Consider the following 18,544-nt stretch of genomic DNA (forward strand, 5'->3'; position numbering starts at 1 on the left):
GCTCCTCCAGGGGTGTGCCCGTGCATTCGGTCAGTCGTCCTGGGACCATCTTGACGGGTTCCGCGGCCGGATTCCCGCCCGGGGCGTCCGGTGTTCGCCCGCGCGTCGGAGCGGCCGGTTGTCGCCTTGTCATGGCCTGTTCGCCGCCCTTATTTTTGCCCCTCCTGACGCATGTCGAGGGGGATCTCCATGGCCGTACGCGGCCGGCACCGCCGGTATCAGCCGAACAGGATCAACCGGGCCTCGCTCACCGTCACGGCGGGCGGTGCCGGTATGGCGCTGCCGCTGATCGGCACCGGTGCAGCTCAAGCGGCCGACGTGGACACCTGGAACAAGGTCGCCGCGTGTGAGTCGACCAACGACTGGAACATCGACTCCGGCAACGGCTACTACGGCGGACTCCAGTTCACCCAGGCCACCTGGGAAGCGTACGGCGGCACGCATTACGCGCCCCGTGCGGATCTGGCCACCAAGGACGAGCAGATCGCCGTGGCCGAGAAGGTGCTGGACGGGCAGGGGCCCGGCGCCTGGCCCGTCTGCTCGGTGCGGGCCGGACTGAGCCGGGGCGGCGACACCCCCGACATCCACCCGGACGGCACCACGACGAAGTCCTCCACGCCGTCGTCGGCCCGGTCGTCGTCCCAGCCGTCCGCCAAGGCGGCTCCCAAGACGTCGAAGACGTCCCTGGACGACGTACGGCCGCAGCGCACACCTCAGTCCCGTGCGGGCACCGCGCAGATGTACACCGTGGTCCGCGGCGACACCCTCTCCGGGATCGCGGACACCGAGGAGGTCAAGGGCGGCTGGCGGGGGCTCTACGCCGCCAACCGGACGACCATCGGCGGCGACCCCGACCTGATCCTGCCCGGTCAGCGGCTCAGCCTGGAAGGCCGGACGGCCGCCGCGGCCAAGGCCCCGAGCGGCACCAGGCCCCGGACCGAGAAGCCGAAGACCTCCCCGGGCGCGAAGGAGAGCAAGCCGGCCAAGAGCACCAAGGCGAAGGACACCGGCCACAAGGCGACGACCGGCCGTTCCCTCGTGTCGCCCGTCAGCGCCTCCACCGGAACGCCGTACCACGCCACGGGTTCGTCCTGGTCGAAGGGCTACCACACCGGCGTCGACTTCCCCGTGCCCACCGGCACCTCCGTGCAGGCGGTCAAGGCGGGCGAGGTGGTCAGCGCGGGCTGGGCCGGTTCCTTCGGGTACCAGGTGGTCATCCGGCACGGCGACGGCCGCTACTCGCAGTACGCACACCTGTCGGCGATCTCCGTACGGGACGGGCAGTCGGTGAGCGGCGGACAGCGCATCGGCCGGTCCGGCTCCACCGGCAACAGCACGGGCCCGCATCTGCACTTCGAGGTGCGGACCGGGCCCGGTTTCGGAACGGACGTCGACCCGGTGGCGTATCTCCGGGCCGGCGGCGTCAGGATTTGACGCGCTCCCGATGCCGGTCCACGACCGGCATCGGGACGTACAGACCCCCGTACAGCGGGGTGTAGAACGAAGGAGGCGCGTCCCCGCCGGACGGGTCCTCCTCGTAGCGGTCCTCGCCGTCGACCGTGGCCGGAGCCAGGACGAGCCGCTCCCTGAATACCTCTGTCTCCCGTACGTCCGTCTCCCGGGCCGCCGCCGACCGTGCCTTGTCCAAGGCCGCCGCCGCTCCGGCGAGCCGCAGGTCCTCCAGCGCCTCTTCCGCCGACCGCACGTCCTGCGGACGCAGTGCGCGTGGCTGCTCGGGGAACGGGATCCCGTCCACCGTCCCGCCGGTCCTCCCGTCCGCAGGGACGGTGGCCGACACCTCCGCCGTGCCGCTGTCCGCCGGAGTCCGCGCGTCCGGTAGAGCAGCCGCCGCCGTCTCGGGCCGAGCGCCCTGAAGACGCTCCGTCGTGAGCAGGATGAGTCCGCCCGCCGCCACCACACCGCAGCCCAGGGCGAGCACGGTGCCCGTGGTGCCGTAGCGGAAGGTCTCGCCGAACATCGTGATGCCGACCGCGGCCGCCACCACCGGGTTGACCACCGTCAGGGTGGCCAGCGGGGCCGCGAGGCCCGCGCCCCGGTAGGCGGCCTGGGACAGCAGCATGCCGGCCGTGGCGAGCACGCCGATCACGGCCAGGGACGGGATGTCCGCCGTCGAGACACCACCGGTCCAGTCGACCGCGACGGTCTTGGTGAACACCGAGGACATGCCGAACGCGATGCCCGACGCGGTCGCCAGGAGCATGCTGCGGACCGCCGGGTGCCGGTGGGCCGCCCGCCCGGCCACCATCAGGGCCACGACCGCGGCCGCGGTGACCACGGCCACGCTGACCCGCTGCGGGGTGCTCAGCGACTGCGCGTCGGCCGCCCCCACCAGGGACAGCAGACCGGCGAGACCGACCGTCGCCATGATCGCGCCGCGCCAGGCCGTCGCCCCGGCCCTGCGGCCGACGAACAGGGCGGCCATGGGCAGCGCGAACACGATGGTCAGCGCGCCCAGCGGCTGAACCAGACTGAGGGGACCGTAGGCGAGCGCCACCACGTGGAGAACTCCGCCGAGACCGTTCAACGCCACCGCCGCCCACCAGCCCGGACGGCGCAGCGGGGCGTACTCCTCGTCGGGCGAGGACAGCGCGACCTGCTCCTGCACGATCGCCCCGGCCGCGTACGCGACGGCGGAGACGAGCGACAGGACCACGGACAACGCGAGGGCGCTCATCAGCAGCTCCTCTGCGTGAGGCGGGGGCCCGGGGCCCGGCGCGGCGAACGGTCGGCTCTCATAACCAACACGATGCCCTGTCGATCTGTTCCCGTCGTCGTACCTGAGCACGCAATAGGTCCTACTACCGATGGAGTACTGAAGGCCCGCTGTCCTCCCTCAGGCGGGTGACGGACCAGGGATCCCCCTGAGCACGGCCCCTGACGGCCTTGGTACTACTGCACTTCGTGGACCTCGACCCCGATCTCGCCGCGCTGCGCCCGCTCGGCCCCTTCTTCGCCCTGCGCACCCGACCGGGCGGCACAGGAGAGCCGGCCGTGGCGCCGCCGGCCCTCGCCCGCGCCTACGGGGAGCCGGCCCGCCGGAGGACCTCCGGGAGCGCGGCGCCGGACGTCCACGGGGAGCCGCTGGCCTTCCGGGTCCGCAAGGTGACCCGGGCCCTGCGCGCCCCTGAGGACCGGATCGGGGCCTCGGTGGCGCAGCAGGGCCTCGCGGCCCGCCTCTGGTCGGTGGCGCTGGGCTGCGCCGCCCTGTACGGGAGCGTTCCCGACCTCGCTCCCGGACTGCTGTGCTGGGACCCGGACGCGGCGGCCCCGGACGACCTGTGGCTGACCGAGGTGCGGACGCTGCCGGGGGACGCGGCGACCGTGGCCGCGACGGTCCTCGACGGCCACCTCGAACCCCTCTCCGCCGCGTTGCGCGCCCGCCATCGGGTCGCGCCGGGCCTGCTGCGGGGCAACTCCGGATCCGCGCTGGCCGGGGCCGCCCGGCAACTGGACCTGTGGGCCCGCGCGCACGGCCGTCCCGACGTCGCCGCACGCGCGCGTGCCCTCACCGCGGAGCTGTTCACCCACCCCCTCCTCGCGGACACCGGGACGCTCCGCACCGACACCGGGACATCGGCCGGCGCCGCCTTCCGCCGCCACAGCTGCTGCCTGTACTACCGGGTGCCCGGCGGGGGCGTCTGCGGCGACTGTTGCTTCACACGACCCCCGCGCTCTTCCCCACGCGCCCCGTCTGGGTGACCATGAAGGAAGCCGATCGCCGAGAGTGGGGGTTCCGGGTGCGTGTGGGACTGCTGACCCGGGAGTATCCCCCGGACGTGTACGGCGGCGCGGGCGTCCATGTGGAGTTCCTGGCACGTGAGTTGAGGCGGCTGGTCGACCTCGACGTGCACTGCTGGGGCGAGGGCCGCACCGAGGGCGTCCAGCGGCATCGCCCCTGGTCCGCGCTGGACGGCGCCAACGACGCGCTGCGCACCTTCTCCGTGGACCTCGCCATGGCGGCCGCCCTCGAAGGCCGTGAGCTCGTCCACTCCCACACCTGGTACGCCAACCTCGCCGGCCACCTCGCCAAGGAGCTGTACGGCGTCCCGCACGTGGTGACCGCGCACTCGCTGGAGCCCCTGCGGCCCTGGAAGGCCGAGCAACTCGGCGGCGGCTACGCCCTGTCGAGCTGGGCCGAGCGGACCGCGGTGGAGGCGGCCGACGCGGTGATCGCCGTCTCCGGAGCGATGCGCGAGGACATCCTCGCCTGCTATCCGACGCTCGCCCCGGACCGGGTCCACGTCGTCCACAACGGCATCGACACCGCCCTGTACCGTCCCGATCACGGCACCGACGCCCTCACCCGGATCGGCCTCGACCCGGACCGCCCTTTCGTGCTGTTCGTCGGCCGCATCACCCGGCAGAAGGGCGTGCCCCACCTGCTGCGCGCGGTCCGGGACATCGACCCCGCGGCGCAGGTCGTGCTGTGCGCGGGAGCGCCCGACACCCCGGAGATCGACCAGGAGTTCCGTGATCTCTTCGCCGGGCTGAGCCGGGCCCGGGACGGCGTGCGCTGGATCCCGAAGATGCTGCCGCGCCCCGAGGTGATCCAACTCCTCACGCACGCAGCCGTGTTCGTCTGCCCCTCGGTGTACGAACCGCTCGGCATCGTCAATCTCGAGGCGATGGCCTGCGGCACTCCCGTCGTGGCCTCCCGGGTCGGCGGCATCCCGGAGGTCGTCGAGGACGGGGTGAGCGGGACACTCGTGGACGTGGACGACGATTTCGAGGCGGGCCTCGCCCGGGCGCTGGACGCGGTTCTCGGCGACCCGGCGTCCGCCCGCCGGATGGGCGAGGCCGGGCGGGCCCGCGCGGTGGGGGAGTTCGGCTGGGACGCGGTGGCCCGGCGGACGGTCGGGCTGTACGAGGAGATCGTCAAACAGGCTTAGTTCCCCCGGCCGGGGGCAACCATGGTTCAACCAGGTTGAGGGGAGCGGCCATGCGTCGTGGTGGGCCTTCGGTGCTCGGAATCGTGCTGGCGGGTGGTGAGGGCAAACGCCTGATGCCTCTCACGGCTGACCGCGCCAAACCAGCGGTCACCTTCGGCGGCACGTACCGGCTCGTCGACTTCGTGCTGTCCAACCTGGTCAACGCGGACGTCCTGCGCATCTGCGTGCTGACGCAGTACAAGTCGCACTCGCTGGACCGGCACATCACCACCACCTGGCGGATGTCCAGCCTGCTCGGCAACTACGTCACGCCGGTCCCGGCCCAGCAGCGGCTCGGCCCGCGCTGGTACCTCGGCAGCGCCGACGCCATCCTCCAGTCGCTGAACCTCATCTACGACGAGCGGCCCGAGTACGTGGCCGTGTTCGGCGCCGACCACGTGTACCGCATGGATCCGCGCCAGATGCTCACCCAGCACATCGACAGCGGCGCGGGCGTGACCGTGGCCGGGATCCGGGTCCCGCGCGGCGAGTCCTCCTCCTTCGGGGTGATCACCCCGGGCTCGGACGGGCTGACGGTGGAGCGCTTCCTGGAGAAGCCGGCCGACCCGCCGGGGCTCGCGGACGACCCGGAGAGCGTGTTCGCGTCGATGGGCAACTACATCTTCACCACCAAGGCGCTCATCGAGGCGCTCCAGCGGGACGCCGAGGACGAGAGCTCCGTCCACGACATGGGCGGTTCGATCCTGCCCGCGCTCACCCAGCGCGGCGAGGCCCAGCTGTACGACTTCCACGACAACCACGTGCCCGGCGAGACCACCCGGGACCAGGGCTACTGGCGGGACGTCGGCACGCTCGACGCGTACTACGACGCCCATATGGACCTGATCGCCGAGCGCCCCGCCTTCAACCTGTACAACCGCAGCTGGCCCATCTACACCCACTCGGGCCAGTTGTCCCCCGCGCGTTTCAACGCGGGCGGCATCGCCGGCGAGTCGATCATCAGTGCGGGCTGCCTGATCCGCGGACAGGTCACCCGCTCGGTGCTGTCGCCGGGTGTGGTGGTCGACCCGGGAGCGGTCGTGCAGGGCTCGATCCTGCACGACAACGTGCACATCGGACGGGGTGCGGTCGTGCGCGGGGCGGTGCTCGACAAGAACGTGGAGGTGCCTCCGGGTGCGACCATCGGCGTGAACCCGGAGCGGGACGCGGAGCTGTACACGGTGTCGAAGGGCGGCGTGATTGCGCTGGGTAAGGGCCAGCAGGTGCCCTGAACTTAATGCGCTGTTAACTGTGTGTAGCTTGATCGTACTTGACCGTAATCGCCCGGGCGCGCTTGACTGATTGCCTCCACTCTTAGCCGACGCGAGGCAAGCCCTTGACTGCTGACGATCTGCTGGCCCCCCTCGACCTGGCGTTCTGGAACCTCGAGTCGGCCGAGCACCCCATGCACCTGGGAGCGCTCGGCGTCTTCACGGCGCAGTCGCCCACCGCGGGCGCCCACGCCGCCGACCTGCTCGCGGCCCGTGCCGCCGCCGTTCCCGGACTGCGTATGCGGATCCGGGACCTGTGGCGGCCGTTCGACCGCTCGGAACCGTTCGACCTGCGCCGGTCGCTCGCCTTCGGGGGCGCGACCCGGGAGGCGGACCCCGACTTCGACCCCCTGCACCACGTCACGCTGCACACGCCCACCGCCGACTTCCAGGCCGAGGCCGGGCGGCTCATGGAACGCCCCCTGGAGCGCGGCCGCCCGCCCTGGGAGGCCCACGTCCTGCCCGGCGAGGACGGCGGCAGCTTCGCCGTGCTCTTCAAGTTCCACCACGCCCTCGCCGACGGACTGCGCGCGCTGGCCCTGGCCGCCGCCGTCCTCGACCCCATGGATCTGCCCGCCCCCCGCCCCCGCCCCGCCGAACCGGCCCGCGGGGGCCTCCCCGACGTGCGCGGACTGCCCGGCCTGCTGCGCGGAGCCGTCTCCGACGTGGGCCGCGCCCTCGACATCGGCGCCTCCGTCGCCGTGCACACCCTCGGGATGCGCCCCACCCCCGCCCTCACCGCCGCGGCCACCGGCACCCGCCGCACCGCCGGCGTCGTCATCGACCTCGACGACGTGCACCGGATCCGCAAGGTCGCCGGCGGCACCGTCAACGACGTGCTGATCGCGGTCGTCGCCGGAGCCCTTCGCCGCTGGCTCGACGAACGCGGCGACGGCAGCGAGGGTGTCGTGCCGCGCGCGCTCATCCCCGTCTCCAAGCGCCGCCCGCGCACCGCCCACCCCCAGGGCAACCGGCTCTCCGGGTATCTGATGCGGCTTCCCGTCGACGACCCGGACCCGCTGCGCCGCCTCGCCACGGTCCGCGCGGCCATGGACCGCAACAAGGACGCGGGCCCCGGCCGGGGCGCCGGCGCCGTCGCCCTGCTCGCCGACCACGTCCCGGCCCTCGGCCACCGCCTCGGCGGCCCGCTGGTCGGCCACGCCGCCCGGCTCTGGTTCGACATCCTCGTCACCAGCGTGCCCCTGCCGAGCTTCGGCCTGAAGCTCGGCGGGAACCCGGTGACCGAGGTCTTCCCGTACGCCCCCCTCGCCCGCGGCCAGGCCCTCGCGGTCGCCGTCTCCACCTACCGCGGCCAGATCCACTACGGGCTCGTCGCCGACGCCGAGGCGGTCCCCGACCTCGACCGGTTCGCCCGCGCCCTGACCGCCGAGGTGGAGACGCTCATCACGGCCTGCGGCTCTTGACGGGAACGGGTTTGGAGGAGGGGCCCGGCGCTCCGTAAAATCCGTCCTTCGAGGGCGGACTCGGTCGGAGCGCCGCACGGGTGATCAGGGAAGCGGCAGCGCGATGACGGTGACAGAGGACGGCTCGACGGCGGTCACGGAGGAGGTCGTGGACGAGGTCGTGTACGGGCCCGGCATCGACCCGGAGCGGCTCGCCGTCTGCCTCGCCGTGCTGGACGAGCTCGACAGGCTGGACGTCGACCACCCCGACGCGATCGCCGTGCGCCGGGCCACCGCCGGCGTCTACCGCACCGTGAAGCAGCGCCGCCGCCAGGACCGCCGGGCCGCCAAGACCGCCCACGACAAGGCGGTCACCGAGGCCACCGCGACCGGCTCCGCCCAGCGCATCGACGACGAGACCGAGGGCATCCTGCCCTCCTCGGTCACCGAGGAGGGCAGGATCGCCGGGATACTCCAGCGCCCGCGCTCCTGCTACACCTGCAAGACCCGGTACGTCGAGGTCGACTACTTCTACCACCAGCTCTGTCCCGCGTGCGCCCGCCTGAACCGCGACAAGCGCGACGTGCGCGCCGACCTCACCGGCAGGCGTGCCCTGCTCACCGGCGGCCGCGCCAAGATCGGCATGTACATCGCGCTGCGGCTGCTGCGGGACGGCGCGCACACGACGATCACGACCCGCTTCCCCAAGGACGCCATCCGCCGCTTCAAGGCCATGGACGACTCGGGGGACTGGATGCACCGCCTGGAGGTCGTCGGCATCGACCTGCGCGACCCGGCGCAGGCCGTCGCCCTCGCCGACCAGGTCGCCGAGGCCGGCCCCCTCGACATCCTCGTCAACAACGCGACGCAGACCGTACGGCGACTGCCCTCCGCGTACGCCGCCCTGGTCGACGGCGAGAGCGCGCCGCTGCCGGCCGGCGAGCTGCCCGCCCACCACGTCATCGGCGCCTTCGGCTCCGGCGCGGTCGACGGGCTGGCCACCCTGCCCGCCGGCATCTCCGGCATCGACGCTCAGCAGGTCGCCGACCTCGCCCTGGTCGCGGGCAACGCCAGCATCGCCCGGCACCTCGACGGCACCGCCATCGACGCGGGCGGTCTGGTCCCCGACGTCGTCGACACCAACACCTGGGTGCAGACCATCGAGCAGATCTCCCCGGTGGAGCTCCTCGAGACTCAGCTGTGCAACTACACGGCGCCGTTCATCCTGATCAGCAAGCTCCGCCCGGCCATGGCCGACGCCGCCAGGAAGGCGACGAGCGGCCGTGCGTACGTCGTCAACGTCTCGGCGATGGAGGGCGTCTTCGGCCGTGGCTACAAGGGCGCGGGACACCCGAACACCAACGCCGCCAAGGCCGCGATGAACATGGTGACGCGGACCAGCGGCCAGGAGATGTTCCAGGCCGACGGCATCCTCATGACCTCGGTCGACACCGGCTGGATCACCGACGAGCGGCCGCACTACGACAAGCTGCGCCTCGCCGAGGAGGGTTTCCACGCCCCGCTCGACCTGGTCGACGGCGCGGCCCGCGTCTACGACCCGATCGTGCGCGGCGAGCAGGGCGAGGATCTGTACGGGGTGTTCCTGAAGGACTACGCGCCCGGTAAGTGGTAGGGCCGTTCCACGCCGGTGGCCGGTGGCCGGTGGCCGGTGGCCGGGGGCGGGCTGAGGGGGGCCGGTCGCGCGGTCCCCGCGCCCCTCAGGTGGCGATGTGCGCCCGGCGCACCCTCGTGCCGCCGTCCACCAGCAGGTCGGCCCCGGTGATCCACTTCGCCTCGTCGGAGCACAGCCAGACCACCGCTCGCGCCACGTCCTCCGGTTCCCCGATCCGGCCCAGCGGCAAGGCCGCCGCGACCTCCTTCTCTCCCGGCTCCCATACGAACCGGGCCATCTCGGTGCGCACCAGGCCGGGGGAGACCGAGTTCACCCGCACTCCCGGGCCCAGTTCGCCCGCGAGCTGCTGGGTGAGGTGGAGGAGGGCCGCCTTGCTGGTGCCGTAGGCGCCGACGCCTGGGCCGACGTGTCCGGCGCCCTCCGTGCAGATGTTGACGACCACGCCGCCGTGCTCACGCATCCAGCCCCGCCACGCGCACTGCACCAGCCGCAGCGGCGCCTCGACGTTCACCGTGAACGCCTCCCGCCAGGCGCCGGGATCGGCGTCCATGAGCGGTCCGTACGGCTGGTTGGTCGCCGCGTTGTTGACCACCACGTCCAGCCGGCCGAAGGTGTCGAGGCACAGCTCGGCCAGCTCCCGGAGGTGCCCGGGGTCCCCGATGTCACCGGCCAGCCCGGCGCCGTCCAGTTCCCCGGCCGCGCGGCGCACCCCGTCCGGATCCCGCGCGCTGACGCACACCCGCGCCCCCGCGTCGGCCAGCGCCCGTGCCACCGCCCAGCCGATCCCGCGCGTGCCCCCCGTGACGACGGCGGCCCTGCCCCGCAACCCGTACGACGACGTCATCGCCGTACCGTCTCATGACGGTCCGTCAGTCGACAGCCCCCAGACGCGAGTTCCGTGCCGCCACCAGCTCCAGCACGGTGCGCCAGTCCTCCAGCACGCCCGCGTCGAACCCGGGCGCCCGGCCCTCCTCGTCGGCCTGGCGCAGGCTGAGCAGATCGTCGTCCGTGGTGGGCCCGTGCCAGGGGTGCAGGCGGACGAGGCGGGAGACCCGGGGGCCGAGCAGGGGGCGGACGGCCTCGGCGGCCCGTTCCGGCCGGCCGGTGGCGTCGGCGGGGCACAGCAGCCGGCCGATGGGGTGCACCAGCCCGGCGAGCTGGAGCTCCTTGTCGGCGGGGCGGCCGCGGCGCAGCAGTGCCGCCGTCCGGAGCGCGTGGTCGTGCAGGTCGACGCCCGGCCCACCGTGGTCCGCGGTGTCCCGCACGCCCCGGCAGGCGTACAGCAGGTCCATCAGCTCCTCGACGCTGCGCAGCTCCATGCGTCAGTCCTTCCGCGAGACCGCCGTTGCCGGTCGCCAGCAGACCATGGCCTGCTGGCGACGGGACGAACGGCACCTGAACTGCGCGACGCACTCACGGGCGAACGCGCGCCCTCCCTGGTCCGCCACGCCCAGCAATATCCCCCGGTCGGGTGAATCCAGAAGGTGCATCAGGGTGGAAAAAGGTTCAATTCACCTGCGGTGACATACGGGTGACTTGCCATGGTTACCCCAAATTTTCAGCCCTATCGAGCGGCCACCCGCTCATTTGGTTAATGTGTAGCGGACGGACAGCAGTACGGAGTGCCACCCACACCCACGGTCCGTCATGGGACAGGCCGCTTCACAACGGCTCGCCCTCCAAGAAGTTGCCGGCGCCACCGCGTCCTCGACCGACTTGAGCCAGGCCCGAGGGAGCGTCAGGCGCCGGACCGCAGACTGGCCGGCACGCCCCGAGGGTGACCCGACACATAAGGAGTGCGCGGTGACACCGGAGAAGACGAATCGCGAGCAACGTCCCAAGGAACGCCCGGAGCGGGCCGGCCGTCGGCCCGGCGAGATCGGCAGCCTCGACGTGTGGGCCCGCTCCGCCCCCATCCGTCTGGCGGGCTACGAGGAGGACCTCGCCGAGCCCCACATCCTGCCCAGCGTGGACTGACCGCTCGCGGTCGCCCGGCCTGGGTGTGCGCCAGGCACGCCCACGCCGGGCCCGCTCGTTCCGCTCAGTCGAGCGGAGCCGTCCGTCGCCACGGACGCAGGCTCTCCAACTGCTCGGCCAGCCGGAGCAGTTCGCCCTCACGCCCCGGCAGGCTCACCAGCTGTACCGCGGTGGGAGCACCGGAGGGCAGGGTGCCGAAGGGGACCGCCATGGCGGGCCAGCCGGTCAGGTTCCACGGCGGCGTCAGCGGCGAGTAGTTCGTGTTCACCAGGACGTTGCGCAGCCAGCCCCGCTCGTGCCACGGCACCGACTTCGGTGAGCGTCGCGCCAGCGCCGGCGTGAGCAGCACGTCGTACTCGGTGAAGAACGGTTCGAGACGCCGGCGCAGCGCGTCCCGTGCCGAGCCGCCCCGCACCCCGGACAGGAAGCGCCGGCCGACGGCCGCGTGCACCCGGGTGCGCCGGGTCAGCAGCCGCGGGTCGAGGCTCGCGGCGTCCACCGCCGTGCCCGCCGTCCAGTGCGCGAGCGAGGTGACGCCCAGCGACAGCGGATACGGCGGCTCGGCCCGTTCCACGTGATGTCCCGCCCGGACCAGCACTCCCGCCGCGTCCCGGGCGGCGCCGGTGTACGGCTTGCTCACCGTGACCCCGGCCAGCGGGCTGCGCACGGAGACGGCGATCTTCAGCGCGCCGGGTTCCCCGGCCGCCGCGACGTCGGTGTCCGCGAGGACCGACAGCATCAGCCGTGTGTCCTCGACCGTCGTCGCCAGCGGACCGTTCTCCGACATCCCGAACCAGTCGCCCTCGCCGATCCCGGCCGGTACCACCCCGTGGCCCGGCTTGATGGTCACCAGGCCGCAGTTGGCCGCCGGGATGCGCAGCGAGCCCATGCCGTCGTTGCCGAGGGCGATCGGTACCAGGCCCGCGGCGACGGCGGCCGCGCTGCCGCCCGACGAGCCGCCCGCCGTGCGGGAGGTGTCCCAGGGGTTGCGGGCGGTGCCGTGCACGCCCTCCGTGGTGCCGAAGACACACAGCTCCGGCACGTTGGTCAGGCCGACGACCACCGCGCCGGCAGCCCGCAGCCGGGCCACCGTCACATGGTCGGCGTCGGCCGGGGTGTCCGGTGTCGCGGCCGAGCCGACCCGGGTCGACTCGCCCCGCACGCCGAGGTTGTCCTTGACCGCCACCGGCACCCCGGCGAGCGGCAGTCCGGTCAGGTCGCCCCGGGCGGCCAGCGCGTCGGCCTCGGCCAGGGCGGCTCGGGCCCGCACCGTGCGGAACGCTCCGATCCGGCCGTCCAGCCGTTCGATCCGGGCGAGATGCTCGGCCACCACCTCACGGGGCGTGACCTCCTTCGCGCGTACGGCGGCGGCGATCTCGGCGGCGGTCCGGCCGACCCAGCTGGTCACAGGCAGCTCCCTCGGTATACGTGCACTACTGGCGAGTACGCAGGAGAACTCTGCCCCGGCGGGAGTCCCGCGTCGAGAGGCGGCCGTGGCTCAGGGCCCCACCTGCCCCCTGAGCCACTCCTCCACCTCGCCCACGTGGGCGGCCGCCGCCACCCGGGCGGCCTCGGGGTCACGGGCGGCCAGCGCGCGGTGGATCGCGGCGTGTTCGCGGCGGGTCCGGGCGAAGGCGCCCTCCTCCTGGTAGCCGCGCCAGACGCGGGCCCGGAAGGTGCGTGAGGACAGGCCCTCCAGGATCGCCGCCATCGTCTCGTTGCCGGCGGCCTCCGCGATCACCCGGTGGAACTCCAGGTCGTGCGCCAGGATCTCCTCCGCGTCGTCCGTCGCGTTCATCGCCGCCAGATGCCCCTCCACGACGGCCAACCGCTCCGGGGTGATGCGGGCCGCGGCCAGTGCGGTGGCCGTCGACTCCAGGATCCGGCGTACCTGGAGCAGTTCGACCAGACGCGGGCCCCGCGACAGATCCGCCACCACCCCGAACGTATCCAGCAGGTCCCCCGCCTCCAGCGCGGTGACGTAGATCCCGGAACCGTGCCGGGCCTCCAGCACCCCCAGCACCGTGAGCGCCCGGATCGCCTCGCGCATCGAGCTGCGGGAGATGCCCAGCTCCACCGCGAGATCGCGCTCGGTCGGCAGCCGCTGGCCGGGCTCCAGCGAGCCGTCTGTGATCATCGCCTTGATCCGCTCGATGGCGCGCTGCGTCACCGTGCCCTTCGGGACGCCGGTCCCGCTGCGCGGAGTGTCTTCCACGTGGCCTCTCCTGTCGCCGATGCGCCGCGATCCCCAGCGAGAGTGGTCGGACCACTTGGGCATGCAACTCGCCAAAAAGCTACCCGGGGGGTGTCGGCGAGCGGAAGTGGTCTGATAAATATTCGGCACGTATCCCGCCGGCGACTTCCGGGCCGCCGACCTCGTGATCCGGAAGGAGAAGGCGGCGTGAGCGACTTCGAAGGGCTGACGGCCCTGGTGACGGGGGGCGGCTCCGGCATCGGCCGGGCGACCGCGGAGCTCCTGGCCGAGCGCGGCGCCCGGGTCGCCGTCCTCGACCTGGACCCGTCGGGAGTGCGCAAGCCCCTGCTCGGTCATCTCGCCGACGTCACCGACGACGCCTCCGTGCGGGCGGCGGTCGCGGCGGCCGTCACCGATCTCGGGGGGCTGGACATCCTGGTCAACAACGCGGGTGTCGGCGCCCAGGGCACCGTCGAGGACAACGACGACGCCGAATGGCACCGGGTCCTCGACGTCAACGTCCTCGGCATGGTCCGCGTGGCCCGAGCCGCCTTGCCCCACCTGAGGCGCTCCGCGCACGCGGCGATCGTCAACACCTGCTCCATCGCCGCCACCGCCGGTCTGCCGCAGCGCGCCCTCTACAGCGCGACCAAGGGCGCGGTGTACTCGCTGACCCTCGCCATGGCCGCCGACCACGTACGCGAGGGCATCCGCGTCAACTGCGTCAACCCCGGCACCGCGGACACCCCGTGGATCGGCCGGCTGCTCGACGCGGCCGACGACCCGGCCGCCGAGCGCGCCGCCCTGGAGGCCCGCCAGCCCAGCGGCCGGCTGGTCGGCGCCGACGAGGTCGCGGGCGCCATCGCCTATCTGGCGAGCCCCCTGTCCGGCGCGACCACCGGCACCTCACTCGCCGTCGACGGCGGGATGCAGGGCCTGCGGCTGCGGCCGGCGGGCCGGTGAACAGCCTCGGGCGCAGCGGCGTCCCGGTCAGTCCGCTCGGCTTCGGCGCCGCCGTCATCGGCAACCTCTTCACCGAGGTCGGCGAGGAGCAGGCGCACGAGGCGGTGGCCGCCGCCTGGCAGCAGGGCATCCGCTACTTCGACACGGCGCCGCACTACGGTCTCGGCCTGTCCGAACGCCGCCTCGGCGCGGCCCTGCGCGAGCACCCGCGCTCGCGGTACACGGTCTCGACCAAGGTGGGCCGCCGCCTGGAGGCCGCGGACCGGGGCGGCGACGACCTGGCCGACGGCTTCGCCGTCCCCGCCACGCACCGCCGCGTCTGGGACTTCAGCGCCGACGGCGTACGACGCGCCCTGGAGGCCAGCCTGGAACGGCTCGGCCTCGACCGTGTGGACGTCGTCTACCTGCACGACCCCGACGACCACGCCGAAGAGGCCTTCCGGGAGGGCTACCCGGCGCTGGAGAAACTGCGCGCGGAGGGCGTCGTCGGGGCGATCGGCGCCGGCATGAACCAGGCGGAGATGCTCACCCGCTTCGTCCGGGACACGGACGTCGACGTGGTGCTGTGCGCGGGCCGCTACACGCTGCTCGACCAGCGGGCCGGGGCCGAGCTGCTGCCCGCCGCCGTCGAGCGTGGCGTGTCGGTCGTCGTCGGGGGCGCCTTCAACTCCGGTCTGCTGGCCGACCCCCGGCCCGGCGCCACCTTCGACTACGCGCGGGCGCCGGCCGGGCTGCTGGACCGGGCCCTGCGGATGAAGGAGACCGCCGACCGGCACGGCATCACCCTGCGGGCCGCCGCCCTGGCGTTCTGCGCCGCCCACCCGGCCGTGGCGAGCGTCCTGGTCGGCGCCCGCTCGGCGGCCGAAGTGCGCGACTGCGCCGAACAGTTCACGACCCGGGTGCCCGCCGCCTTCTGGCGGGAGCTGCGGGACACGGGTCTGCTTCCCCCCGAGGAGCCGTCATGAGGGTCGCCCTGCACACCAGGGTCCGTGCGGACCGCGTCGCCGCGTACGAGGCCGCGCACCGGGAGGTGCCGAAGGAGCTGACGGACGCCATCCGCGCCGCCGGCGCCACCTCCTGGACGATCTGGCGCAGCTGCACCGATCTGTTCCACGTCCTGGAATGCGAGGACTATCCACGCCTCCTCGCCGAGCTGGAGAAGCTTCCGGTCAACGTGGTGTGGCAGGCCCGGATGGCCGAGCTGCTCGACGTGGTGCACGACTACTCCGACGAGGGAGCGGGCGCCGGCCTGCCCGTCGTCTGGGAGCTGCCGTGACCGTCGACGCGCACCACCACCTCTGGGACCTGTCGGTACGGGACCAGGACTGGATCGCCGAAGGCAGCCCGCTCCGGCGGGACTTCACCGTCGACGACCTGGCGCCGCAGGCCCGCGCGGCCGGCGTCGACCGTACGGTCCTCGTCCAGACGGTCACCGTGGCCGAGGAGACCCCCGAGCTGCTCGCCCTGGCGGCCGCGAACGACCTGATCGCGGGTGTCGTCGGCTGGACCGACCTCACCCGCGCGGACGTCGCCGACGAACTGGCCCGGCTGCGGGAACTCCCCGGCGGCCGGTACCTCAAGGGCATCCGCCACCAGGTCCAGGGCGAGCCGGACCCGCGGTGGCTGCTGCGGGCGGACGTACAGCGCGGGCTCGCCGCCCTCGCCGCCGCCGGCCTCGTCCACGACCTCGTGGTGCTGCCCCACCAGCTCCCGGCCTGCGTCGAGGCGGCCGCCTCCCTGCCCGGACTCACCTTCGTCCTCGACCACCTGGGCAAGCCGCCGATCGCCTCCGCCGCGCCGGAGCCCTGGGCGTCCCACGTCCGGGCCCTCGCGGCGCTGCCCAACACGGTCTGCAAGCTCTCCGGCATGGTCACCGAGGCCGACCCCGCGTCCTGGACCACCGAGGACCTGCGCCCCTACGCGGACACGGTGCTCGAGGCCTTCGGCCCGGCCCGGCTGATGTTCGGCTCGGACTGGCCGGTGTGCACACCCACCGCTTCCTACGGTGAAGTCCTCGACATCGCAAGGCAGTTGACCGGCCCGGATGCGCACACCGAGATCTTCGAGACCACGGCCGTCCGGGTCTACGACCTCTGAGCCGACCCCGCGAGCCGCGTCGGCGGCAGATACTCCCGCACGTAACTCCGATGCCAGTACGCGCCCGTCTCCCGCAGCTCGCGCCATGTGGTGCAGCGGTAGCGGAAGAGGCGGGCGCGGATGTGGCGCGGGGGCTCGTCGGGCGGGAACGGGGAGCGTCGCAGCAGCCTCAGCGTGTCGCGGTCGTTCTCCAGCAGCCGTTCCACGAAGGCGGCGAACCACGCCCCGGCATAGGCGGGGGAGAGCGCCGCGAACCACATCATCCAGTCCAGCCGCAGATGGTACGGCGCGAACTGGCGCGGCCAGTGCCGGGGATCGCCGGGCTTGCCCTTGAACTCGTACTCCCGCCAGTCGGAGCCCTCGCGCGGCACCTCGTCGAGCGTGCCCTCGATCACCACCTCGTAGCGGATCCGGCTCACGCTGCCGAACGCGCCGTAGGTGTTGACCAGGTGCAGCGGATCGAAGGAGCGGTTCATCACCTGGCGGCGGGAGAGCATGTTGACCACCGGGCGATGACTGAGGAACAGCAGCAGCGCGGCCACGGCGAGGACCACGATCTCGTACCAGAGCGGGGTGGCGGGGGCCGCCCGGTGGCCTGTGGGCAGTTCGAGCGCGGACACGGCCAGGACGACGGTGATCCAGTTCAGCCAGGCGAAGTTGCCCGACAGCACCAGCCACAGCTGGGTCGCGATCATCAGGCACCCGGCCGCCGTCGCGATCGGCTGCGGGGCGAACAACAGGAACGGCACCACGAGTTGGGTGACGTGGTTGGCCGCCGCCTCCACGCGGTGCAGCGGTCTCGGCAGATGGTGGAAGAACCAGCTCAGCGGACCCGGCATCGGCTGGGTCTCGTGGTGGTGGTAGAGACACGTCAGCTTCCGCCAGCAGGCGTCGCCGCGCATCTTGATCAGGCCCGCGCCGAACTCGACCCGGAACAGGATCCAGCGCATCAGGAAGAGCACGAGCACCGGCGGGGCCACCTCGTCGTTGCCGAGGAACACGGCGAGGAAGCCCGTCTCCAGCAGCAGGGACTCCCAGCCGAACCCGTACCAGGTCTGGCCCACGTTGACGATCGACAGATACAGCGCCCACGGGACCAGCCACAGTGACATCGCCGCCCAGAGGGGCAGCGACGCGTCCAGACCGGCGAGCAGGGCCGCCGAGACCGCGCAGCCCGTCCAGGCGCAGCCCGCGAACAGGCGGTCGGAGTAGCGCCAGTGGAACAGGCTCGGCGCCCGCCGGAAGGGGACGCGCCCGACGAAGCGGGGCACCGGCAGCATCCCCCGTTCGCCGAGCAGCGCCCGGAACTGGAGGGCGGCCGTCAGGAACGCGACCAGGTAGACACCGGCCAGGGCCCGCTGGAAGACCAGGCGGCTGAGCCAGTACTCGGGTGCGGTGAACCAGTCCACGGCCGTGCGCTCCTTCTCTCCGGTCGGGCCATGTCACTGTGCGTGGTCGCGTCCTCCGGTTGCGTGACCCTGGCGGGTGAAGCAGACAATAGTGGTCGAATCACCTCCGGGTGAGGGATCGGGACGATGCACGAGACGATGCGGGAGAACGTGGTGCGACTACCCACTGCCACTCTCCTCACCGCCTGCGCGCTCTCGGCGGCGCTCCTCGTCGCCGGACGCGGTGGTGCGGGGGAGAAGATCACGATGCCGGGCGCGGACGGCGTCGTCCCGGCGGCCGAGGGGCGCGTCGTCTCCGGCGACCCGTTCACCGGCCTCTTGGCCGGCACCCCGGCGGCCGGCCAGGACTCCGGTCCGTCCCTCGCCCTCGCCGACGCCGATCCCGGCGCGGCATCCGGCTCCGGTCCCGACGAGGACCTCGGCTCCGACGAGGACCTCGGCTCCGGCCTCGACCGCGGGGTCGGCCCCGGTGAGATCGGCCCCGAGACCGTCCCGGAAGTCCCCGACCTGCCCGACGGCGGCGGGCTGGTCCCCGACGGGCCCGACGAGTCCGGCGCGCAGGACCGGACCGGCAGCATCTTCGGCAGCCCCCTCGACGTGGTCATGGGCTGAGGGTGGTCCCGGGCCTCGGTTCCCCGGTCGAAGAAT

The 18,544-nt window shown here is 73.0% G+C and carries 18 protein-coding genes; 12 read left to right on the forward strand and 6 right to left on the reverse strand.

The annotated features are described in order from the left end of the window. Positions 1–189 precede the first annotated feature (189 nt). Positions 190–1,434, forward strand: coding sequence for a transglycosylase family protein (locus QQM72_RS06800; protein WP_314219867.1), 1,245 nt, complete (start codon positions 190–192; stop codon positions 1,432–1,434). Here the strand turns inward: QQM72_RS06800 and QQM72_RS06805 are convergent. Next, positions 1,424–2,695 (reverse strand): DMT family transporter, encoded by a 1,272-nt coding sequence (locus tag QQM72_RS06805; protein WP_314219868.1) that lies wholly within the window; start codon positions 2,693–2,695, stop codon positions 1,424–1,426. The genes QQM72_RS06800 and QQM72_RS06805 overlap by 11 nt on opposite strands. 209 nt (positions 2,696–2,904) lie before the next feature. Between QQM72_RS06805 and QQM72_RS06810 the strand changes: the two genes are divergently transcribed. From QQM72_RS06810 to QQM72_RS06830, 5 genes are all read left to right on the forward strand, one after another. Further along, positions 2,905–3,720 carry a (2Fe-2S)-binding protein gene (locus QQM72_RS06810; protein WP_314219869.1) on the forward strand — a complete coding sequence of 272 codons (816 nt, stop codon included), beginning with the start codon at positions 2,905–2,907 and terminating at the stop codon, positions 3,718–3,720. A 38-nt stretch (positions 3,721–3,758) separates the two neighbouring features. After that, complete coding sequence (gene glgA / locus QQM72_RS06815; protein ID WP_314220145.1) at positions 3,759–4,910, forward strand: glycogen synthase; 1,152 nt, start codon at positions 3,759–3,761, stop codon at positions 4,908–4,910. A 50-nt stretch (positions 4,911–4,960) separates the two neighbouring features. Then, positions 4,961–6,181 (forward strand): glucose-1-phosphate adenylyltransferase, encoded by a 1,221-nt coding sequence (gene glgC, locus QQM72_RS06820; RefSeq protein WP_314219870.1) that lies wholly within the window; start codon positions 4,961–4,963, stop codon positions 6,179–6,181. 104 nt (positions 6,182–6,285) lie between these two features. Continuing rightward, complete coding sequence (locus tag QQM72_RS06825; protein ID WP_314219871.1) at positions 6,286–7,644, forward strand: wax ester/triacylglycerol synthase family O-acyltransferase; 1,359 nt, start codon at positions 6,286–6,288, stop codon at positions 7,642–7,644. A 103-nt stretch (positions 7,645–7,747) separates the two neighbouring features. Further along, positions 7,748–9,256 carry an SDR family NAD(P)-dependent oxidoreductase gene (locus QQM72_RS06830; RefSeq protein ID WP_314219872.1) on the forward strand — a complete coding sequence of 503 codons (1,509 nt, stop codon included), beginning with the start codon at positions 7,748–7,750 and terminating at the stop codon, positions 9,254–9,256. An 85-nt stretch (positions 9,257–9,341) separates the two neighbouring features. On the opposite strand, the gene QQM72_RS06835 is transcribed toward QQM72_RS06830, so the two are convergent. Continuing rightward, on the reverse strand, positions 9,342–10,100 hold the full coding sequence (locus QQM72_RS06835) for an SDR family oxidoreductase (RefSeq protein WP_314219873.1): 759 nt from the start codon (positions 10,098–10,100) through the stop codon (positions 9,342–9,344). A gap of 25 nt (positions 10,101–10,125) precedes the next feature. Further along, complete coding sequence (locus QQM72_RS06840; protein ID WP_314219874.1) at positions 10,126–10,575, reverse strand: hypothetical protein; 450 nt, start codon at positions 10,573–10,575, stop codon at positions 10,126–10,128. Between the two features lie 484 nt (positions 10,576–11,059). Here QQM72_RS06840 and QQM72_RS06845 point away from each other — a divergent pair, with 484 nt between their 5' ends. After that, positions 11,060–11,233 (forward strand): hypothetical protein, encoded by a 174-nt coding sequence (locus tag QQM72_RS06845; protein WP_020127513.1) that lies wholly within the window; start codon positions 11,060–11,062, stop codon positions 11,231–11,233. 64 nt (positions 11,234–11,297) lie between these two features. On the opposite strand, the gene QQM72_RS06850 is transcribed toward QQM72_RS06845, so the two are convergent. Further along, the gene (locus tag QQM72_RS06850) at positions 11,298–12,641 is read right to left on the reverse strand and encodes an amidase (protein ID WP_314219875.1); all 1,344 of its coding nucleotides are present in this window, start codon (positions 12,639–12,641) and stop codon (positions 11,298–11,300) included. Positions 12,642–12,731: 90 nt separating this feature from the next. Then, the gene (locus QQM72_RS06855) at positions 12,732–13,448 is read right to left on the reverse strand and encodes a FadR/GntR family transcriptional regulator (protein ID WP_314219876.1); all 717 of its coding nucleotides are present in this window, start codon (positions 13,446–13,448) and stop codon (positions 12,732–12,734) included. Positions 13,449–13,634: 186 nt separating this feature from the next. Between QQM72_RS06855 and QQM72_RS06860 the strand changes: the two genes are divergently transcribed. Genes QQM72_RS06860 through QQM72_RS06875 form a run of 4 tightly spaced genes read left to right on the forward strand, consistent with a single transcriptional unit; the run spans position 13,635 to position 16,487 of the window. Further along, the gene (locus tag QQM72_RS06860) at positions 13,635–14,390 is read left to right on the forward strand and encodes an SDR family NAD(P)-dependent oxidoreductase (protein ID WP_314219877.1); all 756 of its coding nucleotides are present in this window, start codon (positions 13,635–13,637) and stop codon (positions 14,388–14,390) included. Beyond that, positions 14,387–15,355 carry an aldo/keto reductase gene (locus tag QQM72_RS06865; RefSeq protein WP_314219878.1) on the forward strand — a complete coding sequence of 323 codons (969 nt, stop codon included), beginning with the start codon at positions 14,387–14,389 and terminating at the stop codon, positions 15,353–15,355. The genes QQM72_RS06860 and QQM72_RS06865 overlap by 4 nt, the downstream gene beginning before the upstream one ends. Beyond that, positions 15,352–15,666, forward strand: a complete 315-nt coding sequence (locus tag QQM72_RS06870; RefSeq protein WP_314219879.1) for an L-rhamnose mutarotase — start codon at positions 15,352–15,354, stop codon at positions 15,664–15,666. Before QQM72_RS06865 ends, QQM72_RS06870 begins: the two co-directional genes overlap by 4 nt. Beyond that, positions 15,663–16,487 carry an amidohydrolase family protein gene (locus tag QQM72_RS06875; RefSeq protein WP_314219880.1) on the forward strand — a complete coding sequence of 275 codons (825 nt, stop codon included), beginning with the start codon at positions 15,663–15,665 and terminating at the stop codon, positions 16,485–16,487. Before QQM72_RS06870 ends, QQM72_RS06875 begins: the two co-directional genes overlap by 4 nt. On the opposite strand, the gene QQM72_RS06880 is transcribed toward QQM72_RS06875, so the two are convergent. Next, a complete protein-coding gene (locus QQM72_RS06880) occupies positions 16,475–17,896 on the reverse strand; it encodes a lipase maturation factor family protein (RefSeq protein WP_314219881.1) in 1,422 nt (473 codons plus the stop codon). The two genes, QQM72_RS06875 and QQM72_RS06880, sit on opposite strands and share 13 nt — an antisense overlap. A gap of 126 nt (positions 17,897–18,022) precedes the next feature. Here QQM72_RS06880 and QQM72_RS06885 point away from each other — a divergent pair, with 126 nt between their 5' ends. Continuing rightward, positions 18,023–18,508, forward strand: a complete 486-nt coding sequence (locus QQM72_RS06885; protein ID WP_314219882.1) for a hypothetical protein — start codon at positions 18,023–18,025, stop codon at positions 18,506–18,508. The last annotated feature ends 36 nt before the right edge of the window (positions 18,509–18,544 follow it).

The organism is Streptomyces zaehneri, from assembly GCF_032248645.1.
Taxonomy (GTDB): Bacteria; Actinomycetota; Actinomycetes; order Streptomycetales; family Streptomycetaceae; genus Streptomyces; species Streptomyces coriariae.

What these genes read in the sequence shown, in the direction of transcription:
- QQM72_RS06885 (WP_314219882.1), top strand. Translation starts at nt 18,023, where the DNA reads ATGCACGAGACGATGCGGGAGAACGTGGTGCGACTACCCACTGCCACT.
- QQM72_RS06800 (WP_314219867.1), top strand. Translation starts at nt 190, where the DNA reads ATGGCCGTACGCGGCCGGCACCGCCGGTATCAGCCGAACAGGATCAAC.
- glgC (WP_314219870.1), top strand. Translation starts at nt 4,961, where the DNA reads ATGCGTCGTGGTGGGCCTTCGGTGCTCGGAATCGTGCTGGCGGGTGGT.
- QQM72_RS06835 (WP_314219873.1), bottom strand. Translation starts at nt 10,100, where the DNA reads ATGACGTCGTCGTACGGGTTGCGGGGCAGGGCCGCCGTCGTCACGGGG.
- QQM72_RS06805 (WP_314219868.1), bottom strand. Translation starts at nt 2,695, where the DNA reads ATGAGCGCCCTCGCGTTGTCCGTGGTCCTGTCGCTCGTCTCCGCCGTC.
- QQM72_RS06870 (WP_314219879.1), top strand. Translation starts at nt 15,352, where the DNA reads ATGAGGGTCGCCCTGCACACCAGGGTCCGTGCGGACCGCGTCGCCGCG.
- QQM72_RS06830 (WP_314219872.1), top strand. Translation starts at nt 7,748, where the DNA reads ATGACGGTGACAGAGGACGGCTCGACGGCGGTCACGGAGGAGGTCGTG.
- QQM72_RS06840 (WP_314219874.1), bottom strand. Translation starts at nt 10,575, where the DNA reads ATGGAGCTGCGCAGCGTCGAGGAGCTGATGGACCTGCTGTACGCCTGC.